The 23,918-nt window shown below is 54.5% G+C and carries 20 protein-coding genes; 17 read left to right on the top strand and 3 right to left on the bottom strand.

Annotation, left to right across the window (positions count from 1 at the left end):
• Positions 1-28 precede the first annotated feature (28 nt).
• The 5 genes from ugpB to ugpQ all read left to right on the top strand — a co-directional run bounded on the left by ugpB (position 29) and on the right by ugpQ (position 4,987).
• The gene (gene ugpB / locus BG55_RS03150; RefSeq protein ID WP_034934274.1) at positions 29-1,348 is read left to right on the top strand and encodes a sn-glycerol-3-phosphate ABC transporter substrate-binding protein UgpB; all 1,320 of its coding nucleotides are present in this window, start codon (positions 29-31) and stop codon (positions 1,346-1,348) included.
• Positions 1,349-1,419: 71 nt separating this feature from the next.
• Positions 1,420-2,307, top strand: coding sequence for a sn-glycerol-3-phosphate ABC transporter permease UgpA (gene ugpA / locus BG55_RS03145; protein WP_034934272.1), 888 nt, complete (start codon positions 1,420-1,422; stop codon positions 2,305-2,307).
• Complete coding sequence (gene ugpE, locus BG55_RS03140) at positions 2,304-3,149, top strand: sn-glycerol-3-phosphate ABC transporter permease UgpE (protein WP_034934270.1); 846 nt, start codon at positions 2,304-2,306, stop codon at positions 3,147-3,149. Before ugpA ends, ugpE begins: the two co-directional genes overlap by 4 nt.
• Positions 3,150-3,152: 3 nt before the next feature.
• Positions 3,153-4,226 (top strand): sn-glycerol-3-phosphate import ATP-binding protein UgpC, encoded by a 1,074-nt coding sequence (locus BG55_RS03135; RefSeq protein ID WP_034934268.1) that lies wholly within the window; start codon positions 3,153-3,155, stop codon positions 4,224-4,226.
• Positions 4,223-4,987, top strand: coding sequence for a glycerophosphodiester phosphodiesterase (ugpQ, locus tag BG55_RS03130; protein ID WP_034934266.1), 765 nt, complete (start codon positions 4,223-4,225; stop codon positions 4,985-4,987). The genes BG55_RS03135 and ugpQ overlap by 4 nt, the downstream gene beginning before the upstream one ends.
• Positions 4,988-5,081: 94 nt before the next feature.
• Here the strand turns inward: ugpQ and BG55_RS03125 are convergent, their stop codons facing one another.
• Positions 5,082-5,381, bottom strand: coding sequence for a DUF2756 domain-containing protein (locus BG55_RS03125; protein ID WP_034934264.1), 300 nt, complete (start codon positions 5,379-5,381; stop codon positions 5,082-5,084).
• 453 nt (positions 5,382-5,834) lie between these two features.
• On the opposite strand from BG55_RS03125, the gene BG55_RS03120 reads away from it, so the two are divergent.
• The 3 genes from BG55_RS03120 to ggt all read left to right on the top strand — a co-directional run bounded on the left by BG55_RS03120 (position 5,835) and on the right by ggt (position 9,278).
• The gene (locus BG55_RS03120; protein WP_034934263.1) at positions 5,835-6,239 is read left to right on the top strand and encodes a CesT family type III secretion system chaperone; all 405 of its coding nucleotides are present in this window, start codon (positions 5,835-5,837) and stop codon (positions 6,237-6,239) included.
• A gap of 4 nt (positions 6,240-6,243) precedes the next feature.
• A complete protein-coding gene (locus BG55_RS03115) occupies positions 6,244-6,900 on the top strand; it encodes an AvrPphF family type III effector (protein ID WP_034934261.1) in 657 nt (218 codons plus the stop codon).
• A gap of 635 nt (positions 6,901-7,535) precedes the next feature.
• Entirely contained in the window at positions 7,536-9,278 is a 1,743-nt protein-coding gene (gene ggt, locus BG55_RS03110) for a gamma-glutamyltransferase (protein WP_034934260.1), read from the top strand.
• A 150-nt stretch (positions 9,279-9,428) separates the two neighbouring features.
• Here ggt and BG55_RS03105 read toward each other — a convergent pair whose 3' ends face one another.
• A complete protein-coding gene (locus BG55_RS03105; RefSeq protein WP_034934258.1) occupies positions 9,429-9,923 on the bottom strand; it encodes a GNAT family N-acetyltransferase in 495 nt (164 codons plus the stop codon).
• Between the two features lie 361 nt (positions 9,924-10,284).
• Here BG55_RS03105 and BG55_RS03100 point away from each other — a divergent pair, with 361 nt between their 5' ends.
• From BG55_RS03100 to gntU, 4 genes are all read left to right on the top strand, one after another.
• Positions 10,285-10,980: a pirin family protein gene (locus tag BG55_RS03100; RefSeq protein ID WP_034934257.1), complete on the top strand. Its 696-nt coding sequence runs from the start codon at positions 10,285-10,287 to the stop codon at positions 10,978-10,980.
• Between the two features lie 89 nt (positions 10,981-11,069).
• Positions 11,070-12,065, top strand: coding sequence for a gluconate operon transcriptional repressor GntR (gene gntR / locus BG55_RS03095; RefSeq protein ID WP_034934255.1), 996 nt, complete (start codon positions 11,070-11,072; stop codon positions 12,063-12,065).
• Positions 12,066-12,268: 203 nt separating this feature from the next.
• On the top strand, positions 12,269-12,802 hold the full coding sequence (gene gntK / locus BG55_RS03090) for a gluconokinase (RefSeq protein WP_034934253.1): 534 nt from the start codon (positions 12,269-12,271) through the stop codon (positions 12,800-12,802).
• A 9-nt stretch (positions 12,803-12,811) separates the two neighbouring features.
• Positions 12,812-14,152: a gluconate transporter gene (gntU, locus tag BG55_RS03085; protein ID WP_034934252.1), complete on the top strand. Its 1,341-nt coding sequence runs from the start codon at positions 12,812-12,814 to the stop codon at positions 14,150-14,152.
• A gap of 137 nt (positions 14,153-14,289) precedes the next feature.
• Here gntU and BG55_RS03080 read toward each other — a convergent pair whose 3' ends face one another.
• Positions 14,290-14,883 carry a YhgN family NAAT transporter gene (locus BG55_RS03080; protein WP_034934250.1) on the bottom strand — a complete coding sequence of 198 codons (594 nt, stop codon included), beginning with the start codon at positions 14,881-14,883 and terminating at the stop codon, positions 14,290-14,292.
• 378 nt (positions 14,884-15,261) lie between these two features.
• Between BG55_RS03080 and asd the strand changes: the two genes are divergently transcribed.
• From asd to glgA, 5 genes are all read left to right on the top strand, one after another.
• Positions 15,262-16,371, top strand: coding sequence for an aspartate-semialdehyde dehydrogenase (gene asd / locus BG55_RS03075; RefSeq protein WP_034934249.1), 1,110 nt, complete (start codon positions 15,262-15,264; stop codon positions 16,369-16,371).
• Positions 16,372-16,916: 545 nt separating this feature from the next.
• Positions 16,917-19,103, top strand: a complete 2,187-nt coding sequence (gene glgB, locus BG55_RS03070; protein WP_034934247.1) for a 1,4-alpha-glucan branching enzyme — start codon at positions 16,917-16,919, stop codon at positions 19,101-19,103.
• Complete coding sequence (gene glgX / locus BG55_RS03065) at positions 19,100-21,082, top strand: glycogen debranching protein GlgX (RefSeq protein ID WP_034934246.1); 1,983 nt, start codon at positions 19,100-19,102, stop codon at positions 21,080-21,082. Before glgB ends, glgX begins: the two co-directional genes overlap by 4 nt.
• Before the next feature lie 15 nt (positions 21,083-21,097).
• Positions 21,098-22,384, top strand: coding sequence for a glucose-1-phosphate adenylyltransferase (glgC, locus tag BG55_RS03060; protein ID WP_034934244.1), 1,287 nt, complete (start codon positions 21,098-21,100; stop codon positions 22,382-22,384).
• Positions 22,385-22,467: 83 nt separating this feature from the next.
• Positions 22,468-23,901 carry a glycogen synthase GlgA gene (gene glgA / locus BG55_RS03055; RefSeq protein WP_034934243.1) on the top strand — a complete coding sequence of 478 codons (1,434 nt, stop codon included), beginning with the start codon at positions 22,468-22,470 and terminating at the stop codon, positions 23,899-23,901.
• Positions 23,902-23,918 lie beyond the last annotated feature (17 nt).

Below are 23,918 nucleotides of genomic sequence, written 5' to 3'. Positions count from 1 at the left end.
CGAACAACACCGGGTACAGGAAACCGACATGACATCCTTCTTACTGCGCAAAACCACACTCGCTGCCTTGTTAGGGCTGACTTTCAGCAGCCACGCGCTGGCGGTCACCGAGATCCCATTCTGGCACTCTATGGAGGGCGAGCTGGGCGTGGAAGTCGATTCCCTGGCGAAACGCTTTAACGACGCCCACCCGGATTACAAAGTGGTGCCGACCTACAAAGGCAACTACGAGCAAAGCCTGGCCGGTGGCATCGCCGCAGTGCGTGCCGGTAAAGCGCCCGCTATTCTTCAGGTTTATGAAGTCGGCACCGCCACCATGATGGCTTCGAAAGCGATTGTGCCGGTGCATGAGGTATTCAAAAACGCGGGCATCAGCCTGGATGAATCTCAGTTTGTCCCGACCGTCGCAGGTTATTACAGCGATGCCAGCGGTCATTTGATTTCACAGCCGTTTAACAGCTCTACGCCGGTGCTGTATTACAACAAAGACGCCTTCAAAAAGGCCGGACTGAATCCTGACCAGCCTCCCAAAACCTGGCAGGAACTTCAGAGCGATGCCGCAGCCTTGCGCAAAGCCGGTATGAAATGCGGCTATGCCAGCGGCTGGCAGGGCTGGATCCAGATCGAAAACTTCAGCGCCTGGCATGGTCTGCCGGTGGCGACCAGGAACAATGGCTTTGACGGCACCGATGCAGTGCTGGAATTCAATCAGCCGGTTCAGATCCGCCATATCCAGATGCTGGCCGATATGAATAAAAAAGGGGATTTCACCTACTTTGGCCGCAAGGATGAGTCCACAGCCAAGTTCTACAACGGCGACTGCGGCATCACCACCGCCTCTTCCGGTTCGCTGGCAGATATCCGTCACTACGCCAGATTCAACTATGGCGTGGGAATGATGCCTTACGATGCCAGCGTGCCAGATGCGCCGCAAAATGCGCTGATTGGCGGTGCCAGTCTGTGGGTATTTAAGGGTAAAGATGCGGCGACCTACAAAGGGGTGGCTGAATTTATGCAGTTCCTCGCCCGGCCTGAGATTGCCGCAGAATGGCACCAGAAAACCGGCTATCTGCCCGTCACGACGGCGGCATATCAGCTGACCCGTCAACAGGGCTTCTACGACAAGAATCCTGGTGCGGATACCGCCACCCGCCAGATGCTGAACAAGCCGCCGTTGCCGTTCACCAAAGGAATGCGCCTGGGCAACATGCCGCAGATTCGCGCGGTAATAGATGAGGAGCTGGAAGGGGTCTGGACGGGATCGCTGACGCCTCAGGTCGCGCTGGATAACGCGGTGAGCCGTGGCAATCTGCTGCTGCGTCGTTTTCAACAATCGGTGAAACAGTAAGCCCGGATCCCCTGCCCCTGCGACCTGTGCGCCGGGGCAGGGGATGCCGCCGGCCGTTAAGAGTGCCCGTTATGTCTTCTTCCCGCCCCGTTTTTCGTTCACGCTGGCTGCCTTACCTGCTGATGTTGCCGCAGCTGCTGATTACCCTGGTCTTTTTTCTCTGGCCCGCCGGAGAAGCCTTGTGGTATTCGGTGCAAAGTGTCGATCCTTTTGGCCTGTCGAGCAGCTTTGTGGGTCTGGAAAACTTCCTGCGCCTGACCGACGATCGATACTATCTCGACTCCTTTCGCACAACCCTGGTATTCAGCGGGCTGGTGACGGTGGTGGGACTGGTGATTTCGCTGTTTTTTGCCGCGCTGGTCGACTATGTCCTGCGCCTGAAACGCCTCTATCAAACGCTGTTTTTACTGCCTTATGCGGTTGCTCCTGCCGTCGCCGCCGTACTGTGGATGTTTCTGTTCAGCCCCGGCCAGGGATTGATTACCCATTTCCTGGCACAGGCGGGCTACAGCTGGAATCACGCCCAGAACAGCGGGCAGGCGATGCTGTTGGTGGTGTTGGCTTCGGTCTGGCAACAGATGAGCTACAACTTTCTGTTTTTCTTTGCCGCACTCCAGTCGATCCCAAAATCACTTATCGAAGCGGCTGCCATTGATGGTGCCGGTCCGGTACGCCGCTTTTTCCAGCTGTCACTGCCGCTGATAACGCCAGTTGGCTTCTTTCTGATGGTGGTGAATGTGGTTTACGCCTTCTTTGACACCTTCCCGGTGATTGATGCGGCAACCGGCGGCGGCCCGGTGCAGTCGACCACCACCCTGATTTATAAAATTTATCGCGAGGGCTTCGCGGGTCTGGATCTCTCCTCATCCTCGGCGCAGTCAGTGGTGCTGATGGTACTGGTGATTATTCTGACGGTTGTCCAGTTCCGCTACGTTGAAAAAAGGGTGCGTTACCAATGATTGAAAACCGACGCGGGCTGGATATTTTCAGTCATATCATGCTGGTGCTGGGGATATTGACGGTGCTGTTCCCGTTGTGGGTTGCCTTTGTCGCGGCCACGCTGAGTAATAGCGAGGTGTTTCAGGTGCCCATGACGTTGATCCCTGGCCGCTATTTGTGGAGCAACATCACCGCCATCTGGCAACACGGCGTGGCGCAAAATGGCGCGCCCTTTGGCCTGATGCTGCTCAACAGTGCCATCATGGCGCTGAGCATCACCAGCGGGAAAATAGTGGTGTCCATCCTTTCCGCTTTCGCGCTGGTGTGGTTTCGCTTCCCGCTGCGTGGACTGTTTTTCTGGATGATTTTTATCACCCTGATGCTGCCGGTGGAAGTACGTATTTTCCCCACGGTGGAAGTGGTTTCCCGGCTCAACATGCTGGACAGCTGCAGCGGGTTGACCCTGCCGTTGATGGCCTCCGCCACGGCGACGTTTCTGTTTCGCCAGTTTTTTATGACCCTGCCAGACGAACTGGTTGAAGCGGCACGTATCGACGGGGCCAGCCCGATGCGTTTCTTTTGCGAAATCGTCCTGCCGCTGTCAAAGACCAACCTGGCCGCGCTGTTCGTCATTACATTTATCTATGGCTGGAACCAGTACATGTGGCCGCTGCTGATTATCAATGATGCGTCACTGGGCACGGCGGTGGCAGGCATTCGCAGCATGATCGGCAGCGGTGACGGATCGACGCAATGGAATCTGGTGATGGCGGCTATGCTGCTGACCCTGTTGCCGCCGGTGGTGATTGTTTTAGTGATGCAGCGCGCTTTTGTGCGCGGACTGGTAGAGAGCGAGAAATAAGATATGGCAGGGATAAAATTTCAGGCAGTCACCAAGTCGTATGACGGAAAAAATAATATTATTCAACCGCTTAACATTAGCGTGGCTGATGGGGAATTTATGGTGATCGTCGGGCCGTCCGGCTGCGGAAAATCCACCCTGCTGCGCATGGTGGCAGGACTGGAGCAGGTCAGCAGCGGTGATATCTGGATTGATCGTCAGCGGGTCACCACGCTGGAGCCGAAAGATCGCGGCATCGCTATGGTGTTTCAGAATTACGCGCTCTATCCGCATATGAGTGTGGAACAGAACATGGCCTGGGGGCTGAAGATTCGCGGTATGGGCAGGGAGTATATTCGCCAGCGCGTACAGGAGGTGGCCAGAAGCCTCGAACTGGAAGCGTTGCTGCACCGCCGCCCGCGAGAGCTGTCCGGTGGACAGCGACAGCGCGTGGCAATGGGGCGTGCCATTGTGCGTGAACCTGCGGTCTTTCTGTTTGATGAGCCACTCTCTAACCTTGATGCCCGTCTGCGCGTACAGATGCGTCTTGAGCTTCAGCAGTTGCATCGCCGCCTGAAGACCACCAGTCTGTACGTCACCCATGATCAGGTGGAGGCCATGACCCTGGCGCAGCGGGTGATGGTGATGAACAATGGTGTGCTGGAGCAATCAGGGACGCCGGTTGAGATCTATGAGCGACCGGCCACCCGTTTTGTCGCCAGCTTTATTGGCGCGCCGTCGATGAACCTGCTGGATGGCAGGCTGAACGATGCGGGCCAGCTGCTGACGCTGAGCGGTGATTTCGCAGTTCCGCTGCCGCAGGTTAAAGCTGAATGGGCTGGCCGGTCGTTGACCCTGGGGATCCGTCCGGAGCATATTAAGCTTTCTGACCGACAGTCGGGCGGTCTACCCCTGGTGGTGGAAACGCTGGAACTGCTGGGCGCGGATAATCTGGCTCATGGAAAATGGGGCGGCAGCAGTGTGGTGGTGCGGCTACCGCACGTTGAGCGACCCGCGCCCGGCAGCACGCTGTGGCTGCATCTTCCGGCAGACGCACTACACTTTTTTGATACTCAAAATGGACATCGTCTTGAATGACTGAAAAAAGCTGGCCTTATCCCGCCATTGTCGCCCATCGCGGTGGTGGCAAACTGGCCCCGGAAAACACGCTGGCCGGTATCGATACCGGGGCGAAACTGGGGCACAAAATGGTTGAATTTGACGTCAAGCTGTCGCTGGACGGTGAAATCTTCCTGCTACACGACGACACCCTCGACAGAACCAGTAACGGCTGGGGGATTGCCGGTGAACTGCCGTGGGAAAAACTGCTGCAACTGGATGCCGGTAGTTGGTACAGCAATGCATTTAGCGGAGAGCCATTGCCGCTGCTTTCCCAGGTGGCCGCGCGTTGTGCAGGCTATCAGATGATGGTCAACATTGAGATCAAGCCCACCACCGGACTGGAAGCGGAAACCGGTCGGACGGTGGCGCTGGCCGCACGGCAGCTGTGGCAGGGTGAAACGGCTCCGCTGCTCTCATCCTTCTCTTTCACCGCGCTGGATGCGGCGATGAAGGCGGCACCTGAATTACCTCGCGGCATGTTATTGCATGAATGGCATGACGACTGGCGGGAAATTACGGAAAAGCTGGCGTGCGTCTCGGTTCACTTCAACCATAAAATTCTGACCCGGGCACGGGTGGCCGAGGTTAAGGCGGCAGGACTGCGGATTCTGGTTTATACGGTGAATACGCCGGAGAGGGCGAAACAATTGCTCGACTGGGGCGTTGATGCCATCTGTACCGATCGCATCGACCTGCTGGGGCCGGATTTTGCCGCCAGCCAGGTTAAACAGGCCTGATACTGTTTCTGGCCCTTCCCTGGGCCACATGGTTATAGCGCTGCCGTAACCGGGAGCAACTCACTACCTTTACGTATTGGCACTGCCACTTCGTTTATTGTTTGGTACTGTTTTGTTGCACCACCGGTGGCTGGTTACCCGGCTGTGATTTAAGGACCTGCTGAGCGGCGCTGTCGCGCTGTTCCTGCACTTTTCGCTGAAGATCCTGGCTCTGCCGCTGCTGATCCTGTTGCAACTTCAGTTTTTGCTGTGACTGCTGGCTCAGCATCCGCTGTTGCAGACGTTGAGTACTGGGATTGTAGCCCGGTTGATTCGGCTCATTACTGTTATCCAGCATATTAGCCATGCCACTCAGTGGCGCCAGCACGGTAAAAATAAGTAGCCATTTCATCATCTGATCTCCTTCCGCATTTCAGATAGTTTATGCCAGTGACAGATTTTTAAATCTTCCTTTTATCTGAATTTTTTGCCTGATGTATTAGTTGTCTGGTATTTATATAACAACATAAATGCAAATAATAATCAGTAGCAAAACATCTAAGCATACAACAGCGATAATCATTGATATCGTTATTAATGCAAGCGATCTCAAATAAAAAATCCTGCCAAAAAAGAACATTTTTCCTACTGCAAGTTAAACATTATTTTTCTTTATGGGTTTATTTTAACTTCATGTAATTAATAGTTATTTTAGACGAGGATGGTTGCGCGACAGCATGCCATTTATCAATCAGTCATCGGCTCTGATTTATGTTTGCTCAACTCAATGCGCTATCACAGCATTTTTCACTGGAACCAGACAGCAAATAAAGCCCACTCACACTGAATATAAAACCGGAGAGAATCAATGAAAAACGCATTTGATCGCCTGATTGACGGGCTGGTTAAGGACTATGGCGTAGCGCCATTTGATGAAAAAAGTCACGATGATGAGGTTTATTGCTTCACATTTGAAAGCAACATATCGATTAAAGTTTACCAGGATGACACTCGGTGGATTTATTTCGTTGCGGAGCTTGGAAGCTGCCCTGATTTAAAAAAAGAAGTATTAAAAGAGTTACTTTCTCTTAATCAGTTCAGCCTCAGAAAACCTTTTCTGACGCTGGGAATCGACGAGGACAACATCGGCGTGCTTCACACCAGAGTGCCATTAATCGAAGTTGATAATGTTGAGATGAGGAGGATATTCGAAGAAACAGTGAAAACAGCCAGCGGTATAAAAAAACAGTTTAACTTTCAGAATAAGGAGTAAGTTTATGGGTAACGTATGTGGTTCCTCCGGGTCTCATCATGTTTACAGTCCTTCATCAACGCCCAGATATGGTTCAGCACAATCTTCGGCGAATTCAACGCCGGTTCGGCACTCTCCTGCTCATTCCAGTGCCGCAAGCAGCCCTAGTGGTGAAAGGCTGACTTCTGTTTATCAGCTTTCCAGCAAAGAGAGAAAAAAATTTCTTAACAATCATGACCCAATGAAGAGATTTGGGCTGAGTTCCAGCACACCGGTCTACAGAACGACGCACAAAAGCTATGTTGATGAAGATGGTATGATGGCAGGTAACCCACATTCAGGTGCATTAATTGAGATGCACGAAGAGCTGGCACCTAATCCATTTGCTCGCAGTAATGGCTTCCGTCCGGATGAAGCCCGTGCCTACGTGCCTCGGAAAGAGAGTGCACATAATCTGGGTGTTCCGTCTTTAAATGTTATGGTAGGGGCTGGAGCACTCGGCTCAGTAAAACGTTATGCTCAGGATGATCATGTGACTACCAAAATGAAACTGGGTGACTTCCTTAACAGGGGTGGAAAAGTTTACACCGATTACTCGGCGGTGGCAGGGAACGGTGATACTACCAATGCTTTGCTGGTGACCTTGCCGGAAGGGGAAAAAGTGCCGGTTAAAATAGTCTGAGATTAGCATTTTCTCACTGCACTCCCCTTTGATAATGGCAACTACTCTGCTTCCTGCTTTGCAGATATATTTTTTGTCGCCTGTCATGATGATGGTGGGTATGCCCATCATCATGATTTTTTCTGCTTAAGGCTGTTGCTGATATTTTCTTTCCCCCACCAGTCGCCTCACTGACCATTTTGAATCCCGACCTGCTGTGTGTTCGCTACGTTGGAGACTGATTTATGCTGTATCACACAAACTTATCATGGTGACCGCGTTGCGATGACCGCGTGACTGAAGCCCTGTAGCTGACTGGCGTCGCAACTTCACTGGCAGAGGACATGTTTTCCTCTCGCTGACGCTTTCAGCCACGCGTTAGCTCAGCCAGCCTGCAATTGTTGTGGCAGATAATTACACTAAGAATTAACAATAATCGCCACAGGTCAACCTATCTGAATTTGTTCTGACTGGGGGCTTTTCTATTTTTAACATTTCATACACACTGACAAATGGTAAATAAACCTAAGCGATTCATCCTGTTCCATATTGAGCGCACAGGCTTCACACCCATATCACAATTTTTCCGATGGGGCTTACTGACTGTGATCGACTTCCTGTAATCAGAGGGATTCAGGATATAACAAGAGGTGAAAATGACAGGACAGATAGCGCGGATTGCCGGACCCGTAATGGCCGGATTGTTGTGCTGGCAGGGCGCAGTGGCGGCCCAGACGGCACCACCGGTATCATATGGCGTCGGTGCCGATACCTTTCATCCGGTGAAGGAGCAGCACGGCATGGTGGCATCGGTCGATGCTACCGCCACGCAGGTCGGCGTGGAGATCCTGAAACAGGGTGGCAACGCGGTGGATGCCGCAGTGGCGGTCGGTTACGCGCTGGCGGTAACGCATCCGCAGGCCGGAAACCTTGGCGGTGGCGGCTTTATGATGATCCGCACCGCGTCAGGCCATACCACCTCAATTGATTTCCGCGAAATGGCCCCAACCCGAGCCAGCCGCGATATGTTCCTCGATGCTCAGGGCAACGCCGACAGCAAAAAATCTCTCACCTCTCACCTGGCTTCCGGCGTACCCGGCACGGTGGCAGGCTTTGCACTGGCAAACAAAGAATATGGCACCTTACCGCTCAGTAAGCTGATTGCACCGGCGATCAGGCTGGCTGACAAAGGGATTGTGGTCAACGAGTCGCTGGCCGACGATCTGAAGGTCTACGGTAAGGAAGTCCTGCTCAGCCATGACAACAGCAAAGCCATTTTCTTTAAGCCGGATGGTACGCCTTACCTGCGCGGTGAAAAGCTGGTGCAGCGTAATCTGGCGCACAGCCTGAAGCTGATTGCGAAGCAGGGACCGGATGCTTTCTACAAAGGGGCGATTGCTGAGCAGATTGCCAAAGAGATGGCGGCCAACGGCGGGTTGATTGATAAAGCGGATATGGCTAACTACAAAGCCGTAGAGCGCAAACCGGTTAGCGGCAGCTACCGTGGCTATGAGGTTTACTCCATGCCGCCTCCGTCTTCCGGCGGGATCCACATTGTGCAGATCCTCAATATTCTTGAGAACTTCGATCTGGCAAAAATGGGCTTTGGTAGCGCCGATGCGATGCAGGTGACAGCGGAAGCAGAAAAATATGCCTATGCCGACCGTTCCGAATATCTGGGCGATCCCGATTTTGTGAAGGTGCCGGTACAGGCGCTGACCAGCAAAGCTTACGCGAAATCTCTGGCACAGCAGATTGATATCAATAAGGCACGTCCTTCTGCGGAGATCAAGCCAGGCAAGCTTGCGCCTTACGAAAGTAATCAGACCACCCATTTCTCGGTGGTGGATAAGCAGGGTAATGCGGTTGCGGTCACCTACACGCTGAACACCAACTTTGGCAGCGGCATCGTGGCGGGGAACAGCGGTATTCTGATGAATAACGAGATGGATGACTTCTCCGCCAAGCCGGGCACGCCAAACGTCTATGGTCTGGTGGGAGGCGAAGCCAATGCGGTACAGCCTTACAAACGTCCGCTCTCTTCCATGTCACCGACGATTGTGGCGAAAGATGGCAAAACCTGGCTGGTGACGGGTAGCCCCGGCGGTAGCCGGATTATCACCACCGTGCTGCAAATGGTAGTGAACAGCATTGATTATGGTATGAACATTGCGGAAGCTACCGCCGCGCCGCGTTTCCATCATCAGTGGTTGCCGGATCAGCTGCGGGTGGAAAAAGGGTTCAGCCCGGATACCCTGAAGCTGCTGGAAGCGAAAGGTCAGCATGTAAAAGTGCTGCCTGCGATGGGCAGTTCGCAGAGCATTATGATCGGTCCGGATGGTACCCTTTACGGCGCATCCGATCCCAGAACGATTGACGATCTGACCGCCGGTTATTAATGCTCTTTTGCTAAAAAAATGCACCCTTAGTTAAAAAGGGTGCATTGTCGTTGCATCTGTACAAAAAATTCTGGGTTTATTCTGGCGAATCATCCCGTCTGTCAGCAGTGATAATATTGCCGGTTTTAACACGGGCAATATTTTAGCTGATTATTCTTTCAGTCTTGCCATATACAGCGTATCCACCAGCTGGCCGTCACGCATCGCATGGCGGCGAGCCAGCCCTTCGCTTTCAAAACCAAAACGCTGATAAAGCCGGATGGCCGGTTGATTATCGGCAAACACCGTCAGTTCGATACGCGTGACGGAAAGCCAGTTATCGCACAGGCTGACCATCTCCTGCATCAGGGCACTGGCCACGCCGCGCTGACGATAGTTGCTGTCCACGCAGATGCCAAAAGAGGCGGTATGGCGACGACGGGCGCGGCTGTTAACCTCCAGGGCCAGATCGCCGACCACCACCTCGTCAATACAGGCCACCAGCCGTTGTTTACCCGGTTGTAGCTCCGCCAGACGTGAATGAGTAAGTGACAGAGAGGGGTGAGGGATCTGTAGCGTATTGGCATAAGTCTCCGGCTGGCTGAGGATGCGATGCAGGTCGCTGGCATCTTCCGGGGCAGCGTGACGGATTACGATCTCACTCATCTTCTCTCTCCATATGGTTAATAATCCTCTTCAAGATCAGGGGTTTTCAGTTTTAATTCAAGAAAAAAATTCCCCGGAAAAACTTTACAAGTGCGAATGATAATGATTATTATTGTCGTGCTTTCCCGGCGAGGACTTCACGGGCCTGTCAGGAAAGCACGACATTGCTCACATTGCTTCCAGTATTATTTAGCCAGCATAAATGCTGGCTTTTTTTTTGCCCTGCGTTTACCGGCCTCTGCCACATTGATTATTCCTCGCTTTTCTCATCGAATAATTTGAACAGAGGAGACAATTTTCTCCGCTATCATCCGGATCTCAAGCGGTTCAGACTGGACACACATGTTGAGGAGGATTGCAGATGATTTATTTACGTAAAGCAGAAGAGCGCGGTCATGCTAACCACGGCTGGCTGGACAGTTGGCATACCTTTTCCTTTGCCGATTATTATGATGCTAACTTTATGGGCTTTTCAGCGCTGCGGGTGATTAACGAAGATGTGATTGATGCAGGGCAGGGCTTTGGCACCCATCCGCACAAAGATATGGAGATCCTCACTTATGTGCTCTCCGGTACGGTGGAGCACCAGGACAGCATGGGCAACAAAGAGCAGATCCCGGCCGGTGAATTTCAGATTATGAGCGCGGGAACCGGCGTGCGTCACTCTGAGTACAATGCCAGCAAGGATGTGCCGCTGCATCTGTATCAAATCTGGATTATCCCGGAAAAAACCGGTCTGGCACCACGTTATGCACAGCGCCGCTTCGACCAGGTGCAGGGACGTCAGCTGGTGCTGTCGCCGGATGCCCGTGACGGGTCGCTTCAGGTCTTTCAGGATATGACCTTATCGCGCTGGGCGCTGAAGCAGGGCGAGAAAGGGGATGTGCAGGTTGAAGCCGGCCGCCGGGTCTGGATCCAGGTGGTAAAGGGAAACATCAGCCTTAACGGCGAGCAGGCGTCACGTAGCGATGCCTTCGCGGTCTGGGACCAGCCAGGTCTTGCCATCGTTGCTGAGAGCGATGCGGAAATTCTGTTGTTCGATTTGCCCCCTGTCTGAGGTCGTTGGGTGCAGTTTGCTGCACCCTTCACCGTTTCCACACCATTTTTGTTACACTCCTGCCATCTCCCCCTGACTTTCATAAAATAATGAAGAAAAAAAGACCGGTGCTACAGGACGTTGCCGATCGTGTCGGCATCACCAAGATGACCGTCAGCCGCTATCTGCGCAATCCCGGCCAGGTGTCTGTTGCCCTGCAAAGCCGCATTGCTGCGGCATTGGATGAACTGGGCTACATCCCTAATCGTGCGCCCGATATCCTCTCTAATGCCACCAGCCGTGCGATTGGCGTGCTGTTACCGTCGCTGACTAACCAGGTGTTTGCTGACGTACTGCGCGGTATTGAAAGCATCACCGATGCGGCGGGCTATCAGACCATGCTGGGCCATTTTGGTTACAGCGCGGAAAAAGAGGAGCTGCAAATGCGCTCGTTGCTGGGATGGAACATTGACGGACTGATCCTCACTGAGCGCACCCATACGCCTGCCAGCTTACGCATGATTGAGACCGCCGGGATCCCGGTACTGGAGATGATGGACTGCGTTTCTCCCTGTCTCGATCTGGCCGTTGGCTTTGATAATGTCGAAGCGGCGCGTCAGATGACCCGCGCCATTGTGCAGAAAGGACACCGTCGGACAGTTTATCTTGGTGCCAGGCTGGATGAGCGCACCCTGCTGAAATATCAGGGCTATGAAATGGCCATGCGCGAAGCCGGGCTGGAGCCTCGCAGCGTGATGATGGAAGATGCTTCGTCATTCAGCCTTGGCATCACCCTGCTGTTGGCAGCGCAGCGTCGTTATCCGGACACCGACAGCCTGTTTTGTACCAATGATGACCTTGCTGTCGGTGCCATGTTTGAATGTCAGCGCCAGGGGCTGCGCATACCTGAAGAGATGGCGATAGCCGGATTTCATGGTCATGATATTACTCAGGTGGTGACCCCACGGCTGGCAACGGTACTGACCCCGCGTGAGAGAATGGGCCGTGAGGCTGCGGCGCTGTTGCTGGCGAGGATCCGGGGCGAGCAGAGTGGTTCACAGCAAATTGATGTGGGTTTCAGCATCTCGGAGGGGGGCAGCATCTGATTTTTCGTATCCGTACCATTTGGCGGCTTTAACTCTCCGTGCTCTCATGTTCTGAAACAGTCATTTTTTTGAACCCTCTCACATTTAGCAGCTTTTTTCCGGCCAGCTGTTGCCATAGCGGTCAGGCCTCCAGACAATGTTACCGATAACATTCCGCTAACACTGAAAGGCAAGGTCGCTGACCGCCAGACTGGAGCAACAATATGAAAGCATCCTCTTCGTCTCATCATGTGTTTGTGCTGATGGGTGTCTCGGGCAGTGGTAAATCTGCCGTAGCCAGCGCGGTGGCACACCAGCTTAAAGCGGCATTTATCGATGGCGATTTTCTGCATCCTCGCGCCAATATTGAAAAAATGTCGGAAGGGCACCCGTTGAACGATGACGATCGTAAGCCCTGGCTTCAGGCGATAAACGATGCGGCTTTTGCCATGCAGCGCACCAACGAAGTCTCGCTGATCGTCTGTTCTGCGCTGAGAAAGCGCTACCGGGACAGCCTGCGCAAAGGCAATGAAAACCTCCGTTTTATCTATATGAAAGGCGATTTTGCCACCATCGAGACCCGCCTTCGCGCGCGCAAAGGACACTTCTTTAAGCCGCAAATGCTGGTCACCCAGTTTGATACGCTGGAAGAACCGGGCAGCGACGAAAACGACGTGCTGGTGGTAGATATTAATCAGACGCTGGATCAGGTCGTGGCGGCCACCATTACTGCTATCGAAAAGACAACAAAAAAATAAGTTGGGTATATGGCTACTGCAACACTGGTGTTAACGGCGGCGGGTTCCGTATTACTGCTGCTGTTTCTGGTTATGAAGGCGCGTATGCACGCCTTTGTGGCACTGATGTTAGTCTCCGTCGGGGCCGGGGTGTTCTCCGGTATGCCGCTGGATAAAATTGCCGATACCATGCAGAAAGGCATGGGAGGCACGTTGGGCTTTCTGGCTATCGTTGTCGCGCTGGGCGCGATGTTCGGTAAAATTCTGCATGAAACCGGCGCGGTGGATCAGATAGCGATAAAAATGCTGAAAACCTTTGGTGAAAGTCGGGCGCACTATGCGATGGGCATTGCCGGTCTGATTTGTGCGCTGCCGCTGTTTTTCGAAGTCGCGGTGGTGCTGTTGATCAGCATTGCTTTCGCCGTGGCGCGGCGCACCAAAGGCAACCTGGTGAAGCTGGTGATCCCGCTGTTTGCCGGGGTGGCTGCCTCTGCCGCCTTCCTGCTGCCAGGCCCTGCACCCATGTTACTGGCGTCTCAGATGCATGTGGATTTCGGCTGGATGATCCTGCTGGGAGCCTGTGCCGCTATTCCGGGAATGCTGATTGCCGGCCCGCTGTGGGGAAGTTTTATCAGCCGCCACGTTAAATTCACCCTGCCTGCCGACACCTCTCATCCGGAGTTTGACGAGCACAAATTACCATCATTTGGTTTCAGTCTTTCGCTAATCCTGTTCCCGCTGGTGCTGGTCGGGCTGAAAACCATCGGTGCGCGCTTTACCCCCGAGGGCAGCACGCTGTATGCGTGGCTGGAGTTTATTGGTCATCCGTTTATCGCCATTCTGCTGGCCTGCCTGCTGGCGATCTATGGCCTGGCATACCGTCAGGGGATGGATAAAGATCGGGTAATGAAGATCTGCGGCAGTGCGTTGCAGCCTGCGGGGATTATCCTGTTGGTGATCGGCGCAGGCGGCGTGTTTAAACAGGTGCTGGTGGATTCGGGAGTGGGTCCGGCGCTGGGCAATGCGCTGACCGGAGCCGGCCTGCCGGTAGCGCTGTCGTGCTTTATTCTGGCGGGAGCGGTGCGCATCATTCAGGGATCGGCGACGGTAGCCTGTCTGACGGCGGTGGGTCTGATCATGCCGGTGATTGAGCCGTTGCACTACTCAGGCGCGCAGATGGCGGCGCTGTCACTCTGTATTGCCGGTGGCTCGATTATTTTCAGCCATGTCAACGACGCGGGTTTCTGGTTGTTTGGCCGCTTTACCGGCGCAACCGAAGGCGAGACGCTGAAAACCTGGACCATGATGGAAACGATTCTTGGCACCACCGGCGCGATTATCGGCATGATTGCGTTCGAGCTGCTTTCCTGAAGCTGTGGTTTCAGGCCATAACTGGCAAAGCAATGGCGTGATTATCAGTACGGCGAAATCACGTTTTTACCGGCTAAATCTGCTGCCTTACTCTGACGGCTTGTGTGGTTCAACTCACTGAACCACACAAGCCCTGGTCAGAATTTCAGATAGGCGCGCACGCCGTCGAGGAACATCTGTGTTGCCAGCATAATCAGGATTAAACCCATCAGCCGCTCCAGCGCATTCACCCCCTTTTCGCCCAGCAGACGCAGGAACAATCCTGACAGCAGCAGCACCACCACCGTTGTGCCCCAGGCAATCAGCAATGCGCCAACCAGGTGCGACATCTGGTCCGGATACTGATGCGACAGCAGCATTAATGTCGCAAGCAGCGAAGGTCCGGCCACCAGCGGGATGGCCAGAGGCACCAGAAATGGCTCCTCACCGGCAGAAAGACCGCTACTACTGCTTTCGTGCGAGGGAAAAATCATTTTGATGGCGATCAGAAACAGGATCACCCCGCCGGAAATCGATACCGTCTCCGTGCGCAGATTGAGAAAGGCGAGAATTTTTTCACCGGCGAACAGAAACAGCAGCATAATCACTAACGCGATCAACATTTCGCGGATCAGCACCACCCGGCGGCGTTTCGGCTCCAGATGCTTTAAAACTGACATAAAAATCGGCAAATTGCCGAGGGGATCCATAATTAACAACAATAATATTGTTGCAGAGATCATTTCAGTCATCGTTATTCTTCTCTTGTTAACCCGAGTTGTTGCACGTTATCTGCCCTTCCGATTACAGGTGCGCTGGCTGCATGAGCGTACTGCCAGTCACCTGGCAGAGTAAGCGCCGGGGATTTACTCGCTGGGCACCTTCCTGCAACCCGAATTATTTTGGGTATAAGCAGCATTGCTAAAAATTTACCGCTCATCGATTTAATTCACTTGCCACTTTTTCAGCATTTTGTAAGGTATGGCAGATCTCCATTACATTCATTTTAACAGGCCAGACATCACCGACGCCGCCAGTTGGCTTTGCCGCAGCGTACCCGATACTGATACGGAGTGCGAACAGTGTCGCAAGACAGCGTGGCCCTGAAGGGAATCTGGAGCAGGTACAACATGAAAACTGTAGGGCTTATCGGTTGGCGCGGCATGGTGGGTTCCGTGCTGATGCAGCGTATGGTGGAAGAGCGTGATTTTGACGTTATCCGCCCGGTGTTCTTCTCCACATCTCAACACGGCCAGGCTGCTCCGGCATTTGCCGGTAAGTCTGCGGGTACGTTGCAGGATGCGTATAATCTTGATGCCCTGAAGGCACTGGATATTATCATCACCTGTCAGGGCGGTGACTATACCACTGAAATTTATCCAAAACTGCGGGCAGCCGGCTGGCAGGGATACTGGATCGATGCGGCGTCCACGCTGCGTATGAAAGAGGATGCGCTGATCATTCTCGATCCGGTCAATCATCAGGTTATTCGTCAGGGGCTGGAGAAGGGCATTAAAACCTTCGCCGGGGGCAACTGTACCGTCAGTCTGATGCTGATGTCATTGGGCGGGCTGTTCGCCAGCGATCTGATCGAGTGGGTTTCGGTTGCCACCTATCAGGCGGCATCCGGTGGCGGCGCACGTCATATGCGCGAACTGCTCAGCCAGATGGGTATGCTGCATGACCATGTTGCCCAGGAGCTGCAAAATCCGGCCTCCGCCATCCTGGATATTGAACGCAAAGTGACCTCGATGAGCCGTGAAGGCGTTCTGCCTGTTGATAACTTTGGCGTTCCGCTGGCAGGCAGTCTGATCCCGTGGATCGACAAGCAGCTGGAAAACGGACAGAGCCGTGAAGAGTGGAAAGGGCAGGCAGAAACCAACAAAATTCTGCAACCTGCTGCACTGATCCCGGTAGATGGTTTGTGTGTGCGCGTCGGTGCCCTGCGTTGCCACAGTCAGGCCTTTACTCTGAAGCTGAAAAAAGACGTTCCGCTGGCTGACATCGAACAGTTGCTGGCTACGCACAATGAGTGGGTTAACGTAGTGCCAAACGATCGTGAGCTGACCATGCGTGAGCTGACACCGGCAGCGGTGACCGGCACGTTGAAAACGCCGGTAGGTCGTCTGCGTAAGCTGAATATGGGGCCGGAATATCTCTCCGCTTTCACCGTGGGTGACCAGCTGTTGTGGGGTGCTGCGGAGCCGCTGCGTCGGATGCTGCGTCTGTTGGTGGACTAAAATTAATGGTGCCTTCATCAACAGAAGGCACCAAAAAATTTTCCCGGAATTATCTTGTCGAATCTGACATTCCATAGCTAAAAATTTTTTGGCGATCAAAAAATCTTCCCTGTAATTAAGAGCGCTCAGCCTGGTCAGGCTGTTCTTAATACACGGAGATTTTCGGACATTTTTTCTGTGTTCTCTGTCGCGAATCACCCGGCAAAAAAACTGATGAAGCGATCGTTACTGCAAATCATTATCCCGCCGGTAATACCACAGGCTACACTCTCTGCGTTAAAATTAACCATCTGTTAACCCTTCCTTTCAGTTACATTGATTTTACATATCAATAACAAGCCCCGTTTGCCCTGTTTCCCGCTATTTGTCTCTGAAGACAAAAAAATTTCGCTGTTAAACGCTATTTTTCACCATTCTTTGCTGGCTTTAGTTGCACCCTGGCTATGCTTAAAACAGCGTAATTTTTTTGGCTCAATGAAGAGCAGTTCATTCCTCGCCACTCCGGCCTGAGCGAATCGCCTGCCAACCATCACGGGAAGACAGACATGTCAGAGCTTACTGATCGCCGGCTGATCGATACTTTAATTTCCGGCTATTTTGCAGATCCATTTTCACTCCTCGGTATGCATCAGACTGAAAACGGTCTGGAAGTGCGGGCGCTGCTGCCCGACGCCACCGAAGTCTGGGTGATTGAAACTAACACCGGGCGCAAATGCGCACAGCTCGAATGCCTCGATTCTCGCGGTTTTTTCCAGGGTGTGGTGCCGCGCCGTAAAAAAATGTTTCGCTATCAGCTGGCCGTCACCTGGCACGGCCAGCAGAATCTGATTGATGATGCTTACCGTTTCGGTCCGCTACTGGCAGAAATGGATAGCTGGCTGCTGGCTGAAGGCACCCACCAACGCCCATGGGAGACGATGGGTGCCCATGCTGATGTCATCGATGGCGTTATCGGCACCCGTTTTGCCGTATGGGCTCCCAATGCTCGCCGGGTATCGGTGGTGGGGGACTTCAACTTCTGGGATGGCCGCCGTCATCCGATGCGCTTTCGCCAGGAAATTGGCGTGTGGGAACTGTTTGTTCCCGGTGCGGTTCAGGGCCAGCTGTACAAATTTGAAATTATTGATGCTCACGGCCAGCTGCGGCTGAAATCCGATCCCTACGCCTTTGAGGCGCAGATGCGACCGGAAAGTGCCTCGATGATTTGTGGCCTGCCGCCAAAAACGCCCATGTCTGAACAGCGCCAGCGTGCCAATGATTTTGATGCGCCCATCTCCATTTATGAGGTGCATCTGGGCTCATGGCGGCGTCATACCGATAACAATTTCTGGCTCAGCTATAAGGAACTGGCGGAACAGCTGGTGCCCTATGCCAAAGAGATGGGCTTCACCCATCTGGAACTGATGCCGATTAATGAACATCCCTTTGATGGCAGTTGGGGCTATCAGCCCACCGGCATGTATGCCCCAACCCGGCGTTTTGGCACCCGCGATGAGTTTCGCAATTTTATTGCCGTTGCCCATCAGGCCGGTCTGAACGTGCTGCTGGACTGGGTTCCTGGTCATTTCCCGGCCGATGATTTTGGTCTGGAGAAATTCGATGGCACTGAACTCTATGAGCACGGCGACCCGCGCGAAGGGTATCACCAGGACTGGAACACGCTGATTTATAATTTTGGCCGCCGTGAAGTCAGCAACTATCTGGCAGGCAACGCGCTCTACTGGATTGAGCGCTTCGGTATTGATGGCCTGCGCGTGGACGCGGTGGCCTCGATGATCTATCGCGACTACAGCCGCAAGCAGGGGGAGTGGATCCCGAATCACTTCGGTGGACGGGAGAATCTCGAAGCCATTGCTTTCCTGCGCTATACCAATCGTACGCTGGGCCACATGGCACCGGGTTCGGTGACCATTGCCGAAGAGTCAACGGACTTTCCTGGCGTGTCGCGACCACCTGAAACCGGTGGGCTGGGCTTCTGGTACAAATGGAATCTGGGCTGGATGCACGACACCCTGGACTACATGAAGCTGGACCCGGTCTACCGCAAACACCATCACAACAAGCTGACCTTCGGCATGTTGTACAACTCAACAGAAAATTTTGTCCTGCCGCTGTCGCACGATGAGGTGGTGTATGGCAAGCGATCAATCCTTGATCGGATGCCCGGTGATGCCTGGCAGAAGTTTGCCAACCTGCGCGCTTACTACGGCTGGATGTTTGGCTTCCCCGGCAAAAAATTGCTGTTTATGGGCAATGAATTTGCTCAGGGCAAAGAGTGGAACCACGACATCAGTCTCGACTGGCATTTGCTGGAAGGGGAAGACAACTGGCATCACGGCGTACAACGCCTGGTGCGAGACCTTAACCACACTTATCGTCAGCACGCCCCGCTCTGGCAGCTCGATTTCGATCAGTCTGGCTTTGAATGGCTGGTGGTGGACGATTTTGATAATTCGGTATTTGTCTTTGTGCGCCGTGACCGTGAAGGCAATGAGGTGATTGTCGCCAGTAACTTTACCCCGGTTCCTCGTCCGGATTACCGCTTTGGCGTCAGCCAGCCAGGCCGCTGGCAGGAAGTGCTGAATACTGACTCCGGTCATTATCACGGCAGCAACGCGGGTAATCTCGCTGCAATCCAGACCCAGGCGCAACCCAGTCACAACCGCGAGCACTCTCTTACCGTTACCCTGCCGCCGCTGGCAACGGTGTGGCTGGTCAGGGAGGCAAAATGAGCCCGGTCCAGGCAGGTAAACCCACCCCGGCAGGTGCGCTTTATGATGGCAAAGGCGTCAACTTTACCCTGTTTTCGCCCCATGCGGAGCGGGTGGAGCTGTGCCTGTTTGATCATCAGGGGCAGGAAACCCGACTCGATTTGCCCGCCTGCACGGAGGGCGTCTGGCACGGCTGGCTGGCGGCGATAAAACCAGGCCAGCGCTACGGTTATCGGGTGCATGGTCCGTGGCAGCCGCAGGCCGGGCACCGCTTCAATCCCTGTAAATTGCTGGTGGACCCCTGTGCCCGCGAGGTGGACGGTGAGGTCACTGACGATCCCCGTTTTCAGTGTGGCGATACGGAGCCGGATACCACCGACAGTGCGGCGGTTGCACCAAAAAGTGTGGTGCTGGCCGATGACTTTGACTGGGAAGATGACCAGCCGCCCCGCGTACCCTGGGGGAAAACGGTTATTTATGAAGCCCATGTCCGTGGCCTGACCCGACGTCATCCCGCGATTCCGCCGGAAATCCGCGGAACCTATGCGGCGCTGGGTCACCCGGTGATGATCGACTACTTCAAACGGTTAGGCATTACCAGTCTGGAGCTGCTGCCGGTGGCCTGCTTCGCTGACGAGCCACGTCTGCTGCGGCTGGGGCTGACCAACTACTGGGGTTACAACCCGCTTGCGCCTTTTGCGCTGCACAGCCGCTATGCCTCCGGCGTTGACGGCGTCCATCCGCGTAATGAGTTCCAGCAGGCGGTTAAAGCCCTGCACGCGGCGGGAATCGAGGTGATCCTCGACGTGGTGTTCAATCACACCGCGGAACTGGAGGAAACCGGTCCGACGCTGGCTAACCGTGGCGTGGACAACAAAAGTTACTACTGGCTGGATAGCAGCGGGAGTAACGAGAACTGGACCGGCTGCGGCAACACCCTGAATCTCAGTCATCCGGTGGCGATGCGCTGGACGCTGGACTGCCTGCGCTACTGGGTTGAGGAGTGCCACGTTGACGGCTTCCGCTTTGACCTGGCAACCGTGATGGGCCGCACGCCGGAGTATCAGCGTGATTCTGCGCTTTTTCGGGCCATTGAGGCCGACCCGCTGTTGTCACAATGCAAAATGATCGCCGAGCCGTGGGATATCGGGCCGGATGGGTATCAGGTGGGTAACTTCCCGGCGGGGTTTGCGGAATGGAACGATCACTTTCGTGATGTGACGCGGCGCTGGTGGCTGCATGGTGACATCACCAACGGTGAATTTGCCAGACGTTTTGCCGCCTCCAGCGATCTGTTCCGGCAGCAGGATCGCCTGCCTTCTGCCAGCATTAACCTGATTACCGCGCATGATGGCTTCACACTGCGCGATCTGGTCAGTTTTAACCGCAAGCATAACGAGGCCAACGGCGAGGACAACCGCGATGGTCACAACAGCAATTTCAGTCACAACCACGGTGTCGAAGGATTGCAGGCCTCGCTGCTGATCGTAGAGCACCGCCGCCGCAGCGTTCATGCGCTGCTTACCACTCTGCTGCTGGCGCAGGGGACGCCGATGTTACTGGCCGGTGATGAGCACGGGCACAGCCAGCATGGCAACAACAATGCTTACTGCCAGGATAACGAACTGAGCTGGCTGGACTGGCAGCACAATGACAGCGGACTGTTTGCCTTTACTGCTGCGCTGATCCACCTGCGCCAGACTATCCCGGCGTTAACCTCAGACCGCTGGTGGCAGCCAGGTGATGGTAACGTTGAATGGCTTGACGCCAGCGGACAGCCTCTCGACCCGGCGGCGTGGCAACAGGGTGCTCATCGTTTACAGATCCGGCTGTCCGGTCGCTGGCTTATCACCCTCAACGCCACCGAAGAAGTGAGCGACCTGGTCCTGCCCGCAGGCCAGTGGTACGCCGTTCCGCCCTTTGCCGGGGACGACAACCCGATTTCAGTCACTGTCTGGCATGGACCCGCACACGGCGTGTGCGTGTTTCGCGAACAATAATAACGGGAGTCAGAGATGGTTGCAGATAAGAACGATGCACTGATGCTGGCAAGACAATTGCCGACGCAAACCGTGGCCCTGATTCTGGCCGGTGGGCGCGGAACCCGGCTGAAAGACTTAACCGCCAAACGTGCCAAGCCCGCGGTTCATTTTGGCGGCAAGTTTCGCATCATCGATTTTGCCCTGTCGAACTGCCTCAACTCTGGCATCCGCAGGATAGCGGTGATCACTCAGTACCAGTCGCATACGCTGGTACAACATATTCAGCGCGGCTGGTCCTTTCTGAATGAAGAGATGAACGAATTTGTCGATTTGTTGCCCGCTCAGCAGCGCCTGTCCGGCGAGCACTGGTATCGCGGTACGGCGGATGCAGTGACGCAGAATCTGGATATCATCCGACGCTACCGGGCGAAATACATCGTCATCCTGGCGGGCGACCATATCTACAAAATGGACTATTCGCGCATGTTGCTGGACCACGTGGAAAACGGCGCGAGCTGTACGATTGCCTGTCTGCCGGTGCCCATTGCCGAAGCCAGCGCTTTTGGCGTGATGGCGGTGAATGAGCAGAACCGGGTGGTGGATTTCCTCGAAAAACCGGCCAGCCCGCCGCACATGCCCGGTGATGAAACTCAGGCCCTCGCCAGTATGGGAATTTACGTTTTCAACGCTGACTATCTCTATCAGCTGTTGGAAGAGGATCTTTCCGTTACGCAGTCGAAACACGATTTCGGCCAGGACATTCTGCCAAAGGTGGTAGCGACCGGCGAGGCGCTGGCCCATTCGTTCAGCCTCTCCTGTGTGCAGGGCGATAACAGCTCACCACCTTACTGGCGCGATGTGGGTACGCTGGAAGCCTACTGGAAAACGAATCTCGACCTGGCGTCGGTCACGCCAGAGCTGGATATGTACGATCGTAACTGGCCGATTCGGACCTACATGGAGCCACTGCCACCGGCAAAATTCGTCCAGGATCGATCGGGTAGTCACGGTATGACCATGAACTCGCTGGTGTCGGGAGGTTGCATTATTTCCGGCTCGGTGGTGGTGAACTCTGTGCTGTTTTCACGAGTACGGATCAACTCCTTTTGCAATATCGAATCCTCTGTTCTCTCGCCGGATGTGGTGGTGGGGCGCTCATGTCGCCTGCGCCGCTGCGTGATTGACCGTGCCTGTGAGCTGCCTGAAGGGACGGTAATCGGAGAAAATCCCGAAGACGATGCGCGCCGGTTTTACCGTTCGGAGGAGGGGATTGTGTTGGTCACGCGCACCATGCTGGCGAAGCTGGGCTGGCACAGCTGATCGCTTAACTGTTAGCACGGTCAGAGAGAGACACAACTGTTTGATGCTGAGGAACGTGTCAGAACGTAATGAAGGAGCCGATAATGCAGGTGTTACATGTCTGTTCAGAAATTTTCCCGCTGCTTAAAACGGGCGGGCTTGCTGATGTTGTTGGAGCATTACCGGCTGCACAGATTGCAGAAGGTGTGGATACCCGGGTGCTGATCCCGGCGTTTCCCGACCTGAAAAAAGGCATTCCTGATGTACAGGTAGTGGCGAGACTGCAAACGTTTGCAGGTTATGTCGAGCTGCACTACGGGCAATACGATGGCGTGGGGATTTACCTGATTGATGCGCCGGGGCTGTATGACCGACCCGGCAGCCCGTACCACGATGAATCACAGTTTGCCTACACCGATAACTACCTGCGTTTTGCGTTGTTGGGATGGATGGGATGTGAAATAGCCTGCGGACTGGATACCTTCTGGCGACCGGAAGTGGTCCATGCGCATGACTGGCATGCCGGCCTGACCTGTGCCTATCTGGCGGCCAGAGGACGTCCGGCAAAGTCGGTGTTTACCGTGCACAATCTGGCGTACCAGGGACTGTTCTCTGCCCATCACATGGAGCAGATCCAGCTGCCGTGGTCGTTTTTCAATATGTACGGCCTGGAGTTCTATAACCAGATCTCCTACCTGAAGGCCGGGTTGTTTTATGCCGATCACATCACGGCAGTCAGCCCGACCTATGCGCGTGAAATTACCCTGCCGGAGTACGGCTACGGCATGGAAGACCTGTTAAAGCAGCGCCAGCTGGAAGGCAGGCTGACAGGGGTGCTCAACGGCGTCGATCCGGCCATCTGGGATCCGGAGAATGACCTGCTGCTGACGTCGCGCTACAACCGCGACGTACTGGAAGCGAAACAGGACAACAAGCGCCAGCTGCAAATCGCGATGGGCCTGAAAATTGATGAAAAGGTGCCGGTGTTTGCGGTGGTCAGTCGTCTGACCCGACAGAAAGGCCTGGATCTGGTCCTCGAAGCGCTGCCCGGCCTGCTGGAACAGGGCGGGCAGCTGGTACTACTTGGCGCCGGGGATGCGGTATTGCAGCAGGGTTTTCTGGCTGCTGCCGCCGAATATCCGGGCCAGGTGGGGGTGCAGATTGGTTATCACGAAGCATTCTCCCACCGCATTATGGGTGGCGCGGATGTGATTATGGTTCCCAGCCGCTTTGAGCCATGTGGGCTGACTCAGCTCTATGGCCTGAAATACGGCACCCTGCCGCTGGTCCGCCGCACCGGTGGTCTGGCCGATACGGTCAGCGACAGCTCGCTGGAAAATCTGGCAGATGGCATTGCCAGTGGTTTTGTCTTCGAGGACAGCAATGCCTGGTCGTTGCTGCGCGCCATCCGTCGTACCTTTGTTCTCTGGTCCCGTCCGTCATTGTGGCGCTACGTTCAGCGTCAGGCAATGGCGATGGATTTTAGCTGGCAGGTGGCCGCTGTGGCCTACCGCGATCTCTATCAACGTCTGTTGTAATCAGGAAATGGGAAATT

It is taken from the genome of Erwinia mallotivora (assembly GCF_000590885.1).
Classification (GTDB): domain Bacteria; phylum Pseudomonadota; class Gammaproteobacteria; order Enterobacterales; family Enterobacteriaceae; genus Erwinia; species Erwinia mallotivora.
The sequence above is the reverse complement of the archived record's forward strand: the minus strand, read 5'-3'. Positions and strand labels throughout refer to the sequence as shown.

Bases quoted from the DNA above. Each gene is read 5' to 3' on its own strand.
- ugpB (WP_034934274.1), top strand. From the start codon at position 29: ATGACATCCTTCTTACTGCGCAAAACCACACTCGCTGCCTTGTTAGGG.
- gntR (WP_034934255.1), top strand. From the start codon at position 11,070: ATGAAGAAAAAAAGACCGGTGCTACAGGACGTTGCCGATCGTGTCGGC.
- ugpQ (WP_034934266.1), top strand. From the start codon at position 4,223: ATGACTGAAAAAAGCTGGCCTTATCCCGCCATTGTCGCCCATCGCGGT.
- glgA (WP_034934243.1), top strand. From the start codon at position 22,468: ATGCAGGTGTTACATGTCTGTTCAGAAATTTTCCCGCTGCTTAAAACG.
- BG55_RS03120 (WP_034934263.1), top strand. From the start codon at position 5,835: ATGAAAAACGCATTTGATCGCCTGATTGACGGGCTGGTTAAGGACTAT.
- ggt (WP_034934260.1), top strand. From the start codon at position 7,536: ATGACAGGACAGATAGCGCGGATTGCCGGACCCGTAATGGCCGGATTG.
- BG55_RS03115 (WP_034934261.1), top strand. From the start codon at position 6,244: ATGGGTAACGTATGTGGTTCCTCCGGGTCTCATCATGTTTACAGTCCT.
- glgB (WP_034934247.1), top strand. From the start codon at position 16,917: ATGTCAGAGCTTACTGATCGCCGGCTGATCGATACTTTAATTTCCGGC.
- ugpE (WP_034934270.1), top strand. From the start codon at position 2,304: ATGATTGAAAACCGACGCGGGCTGGATATTTTCAGTCATATCATGCTG.
- glgX (WP_034934246.1), top strand. From the start codon at position 19,100: ATGAGCCCGGTCCAGGCAGGTAAACCCACCCCGGCAGGTGCGCTTTAT.
- ugpA (WP_034934272.1), top strand. From the start codon at position 1,420: ATGTCTTCTTCCCGCCCCGTTTTTCGTTCACGCTGGCTGCCTTACCTG.
- BG55_RS03100 (WP_034934257.1), top strand. From the start codon at position 10,285: ATGATTTATTTACGTAAAGCAGAAGAGCGCGGTCATGCTAACCACGGC.
- BG55_RS03105 (WP_034934258.1), bottom strand. From the start codon at position 9,923: ATGAGTGAGATCGTAATCCGTCACGCTGCCCCGGAAGATGCCAGCGAC.
- BG55_RS03135 (WP_034934268.1), top strand. From the start codon at position 3,153: ATGGCAGGGATAAAATTTCAGGCAGTCACCAAGTCGTATGACGGAAAA.
- BG55_RS03080 (WP_034934250.1), bottom strand. From the start codon at position 14,883: ATGACTGAAATGATCTCTGCAACAATATTATTGTTGTTAATTATGGAT.
- asd (WP_034934249.1), top strand. From the start codon at position 15,262: ATGAAAACTGTAGGGCTTATCGGTTGGCGCGGCATGGTGGGTTCCGTG.
- BG55_RS03125 (WP_034934264.1), bottom strand. From the start codon at position 5,381: ATGATGAAATGGCTACTTATTTTTACCGTGCTGGCGCCACTGAGTGGC.
- glgC (WP_034934244.1), top strand. From the start codon at position 21,098: ATGGTTGCAGATAAGAACGATGCACTGATGCTGGCAAGACAATTGCCG.
- gntK (WP_034934253.1), top strand. From the start codon at position 12,269: ATGAAAGCATCCTCTTCGTCTCATCATGTGTTTGTGCTGATGGGTGTC.
- gntU (WP_034934252.1), top strand. From the start codon at position 12,812: ATGGCTACTGCAACACTGGTGTTAACGGCGGCGGGTTCCGTATTACTG.